A 2,219-nucleotide genomic window follows, 5' to 3' on the forward strand; every position below is an offset into this window, starting at 1 on the left:
CAGCATCTCAAGGCACTCGTCGCACCGGTCGACTGGCGTCCGGACATCCGCACATCGCTCCAGCCGGATCTGCTCGTCGTCGCTCGAGAGGACATCGGCGAGAAGGCGATCACTCGGCCCCCTCTGCTGGCCGTCGAAGTCCTCTCACCGAGCACCCGGCGCAAGGACCGGGTGCTGAAGTTCTCCAAGTACGCAGACGCCGGCGTCGCCTCGTACTGGATCATCGACCCAGCCGTCCCATCGATCAACGCCTACGACTTGGTGGACGGAGCCTACGTCGACGCCGGCAGCGCATCCGGCCCAACGTCGGTAACCCTCGAACGCCCATACCCGGTCACCATCACCCCGGCGGCGTTGATCGACATCTGAGCTCTGCCGGACAAGGCACATCATGACGTGACGTGGTTCAATACCATGCTCCCGCGTTCGTGACGCACCCCTTTATAGAAGCAACCAAATCTTCTAGAATCAAGATCGTGGCGCTCAGCATCAAGGATCCAGAAGCTGACCGGCTCGCGCGTGAACTCGCTGCGCGCACCGGCGAGACGCTCACGGGAGCTGTAGTCACCGCGTTGCGTGAACGTCTCGCACGAGAGAAGGCGCGCAAACCCGCCCTGCCCTTGCGCGAAGAGCTCGCAGCCATTCGGCAACGGTGCGCCGCGCTCCCGGTGCTCGACCATCGCACACCCGACGAGATCATCGGGTACGGCGACGACGGGCTTCCACGCTGATGGTGATCGACACGTCCGCTCTCGTGGCCATGCTGACTGACGAGCCGGAAGCGGCGGCGATCGAGGAGGCTGTCGAAACAGATCCGGTTCGCCTCATGTCGACAGCGTCGTTTCTCGAGACTGCCATCGTCATCGAGAGCCGGTACGGTGAAGCCGGCGGCAGGGAACTCGACTTGTGGCTTCATCGGGCCAACGTGGATCTCGTCGCGGTCGACACTGAGCAAGCCGAGCTCGCGCGAGTCGCCTATCGGCGGTACGGGAAGGGACGGCACCCGGCCGGTCTCAACTACGGTGACTGCTTCGCGTACGCGCTCGCCTCGAGTAGCGGGGAGCCGTTGCTCTTCAAAGGGGACGACTTCCCGCAGACCGACGTGACAGCCGTATCTGCGGCTCGACGCTCGTAGCTCTCGCCCGCCGGCATTCCATGATCACAAGAGCGCATCCTTGTCTCAGGCAGACCCGTGCTTTGTGAGGCCGATAGCGGCACGTCTGGATTGATCAAAGAGATTGCGGCGCCCCTACCCGGTCACCATCACGCCGGCCGATCTGATCGACCTCTGACCTCTGCCAGGAAGGGCGCCCTTCCTTCAGAGGCGACCCCCGATGTCGGACGTCAGGGCCGACGCAAACGGCGGCTCACGTCGAGCGGCGAAGCAGAGCCAGGTACATCGCGTCGGTGCCATGCAGGTGCGGCCAGAGCTGTACGTCCGGACCGTCGCCCAGGTCCGGCACACCGGGAAGGTACGGCCGAGCATCCAATCGTTCCAGATCGTCGCGTTCGCGGACCACGTCGTCGACGATCGTCGACGTCTCCGCGATGTGCGGAGTGCAGGTCACATAGGCGACGACGCCGCCCGGACGCACCGAACGCACCGCGGCGCGCAGCAGCTTGGCCTGCAGCGGACGCAGCTCCGCGATGTCCGCCGTGGTCCGCCGCCATCGCGCCTCGGGACGACGACGCAACGCACCCAGGCCCGAGCACGGAGCGTCGAGCAATACCCGGTCGAAATCCTCTACCGGCCACGGCCCGTCGGTAGCGTCTGCCACCAGGACCTCGTGCTCTCCGGCGTCGCCACGCAACGCCTGCTCGACGAGCCGGGCGCGGTGCTCGTGCTGGTCGACGGCGAGCAGCCGCCCGCCACGTGCCGTCACCAGCCCGCTGAGCAGTGCGGCCTTGCCTCCCGGGCCGGCGCACATGTCCAGCCAGCGCTCATCCGGGCCGTCCACCGGCACCTCGGCCAGCGCAAGCGCCACCAGCTGACTGCCCTCGTCCTGCACACCGGCACGGCCGGCCCGCACCGCCGCCAGGCGTCCTGGATCACCGGACGGCATGACAGCGCCGACCGGTGACCAGCGCGCCGGCTCGGCACCGGCATCGAGCAGTTCGGCCACCTCGCCTCGACCCGGCCGCATCACCAACGCGACCGGAGCGGGCTCGTTGTCCGCACGCAAGCACGCCTCGAGAGCGCCGTCGTCGGGACCCAGCGC

Annotated in this window: 4 protein-coding genes; 3 read left to right on the top strand and 1 reads right to left on the bottom strand. The window is 67.1% G+C overall.

The window, feature by feature from the left end; translation table 11 throughout:
* The 3 genes from ELR45_RS01925 to ELR45_RS01935 form a co-directional block, all read left to right on the top strand.
* A partial coding sequence (locus tag ELR45_RS01925) for a Uma2 family endonuclease (protein ID WP_165367387.1) occupies positions 1-369 on the top strand: 369 nt, incomplete at its 5' end.
* Positions 370-476: 107 nt separating this feature from the next.
* Entirely contained in the window at positions 477-731 is a 255-nt protein-coding gene (locus ELR45_RS01930; protein WP_129662983.1) for a type II toxin-antitoxin system VapB family antitoxin, read from the top strand.
* On the top strand, positions 731-1,135 hold the full coding sequence (locus tag ELR45_RS01935; protein WP_129662985.1) for a type II toxin-antitoxin system VapC family toxin: 405 nt from the start codon (positions 731-733) through the stop codon (positions 1,133-1,135). The genes ELR45_RS01930 and ELR45_RS01935 overlap by 1 nt, the downstream gene beginning before the upstream one ends.
* Before the next feature lie 232 nt (positions 1,136-1,367).
* Here the strand turns inward: ELR45_RS01935 and ELR45_RS36475 are convergent.
* The coding region (locus ELR45_RS36475) for an RsmB/NOP family class I SAM-dependent RNA methyltransferase (RefSeq protein WP_205855691.1) at positions 1,368-2,219 on the bottom strand (852 nt) is incomplete at its 5' end.

It is taken from the genome of Phytoactinopolyspora endophytica, from assembly GCF_004138495.1.
Taxonomy (GTDB): Bacteria; Actinomycetota; Actinomycetes; order Jiangellales; family Jiangellaceae; genus Phytoactinopolyspora; species Phytoactinopolyspora endophytica.

Coding starts and splice junctions, on each gene's coding strand:
- ELR45_RS01935 (WP_129662985.1), top strand. CDS start 731: ATGGTGATCGACACGTCCGCTCTCGTGGCCATGCTGACTGACGAGCCG.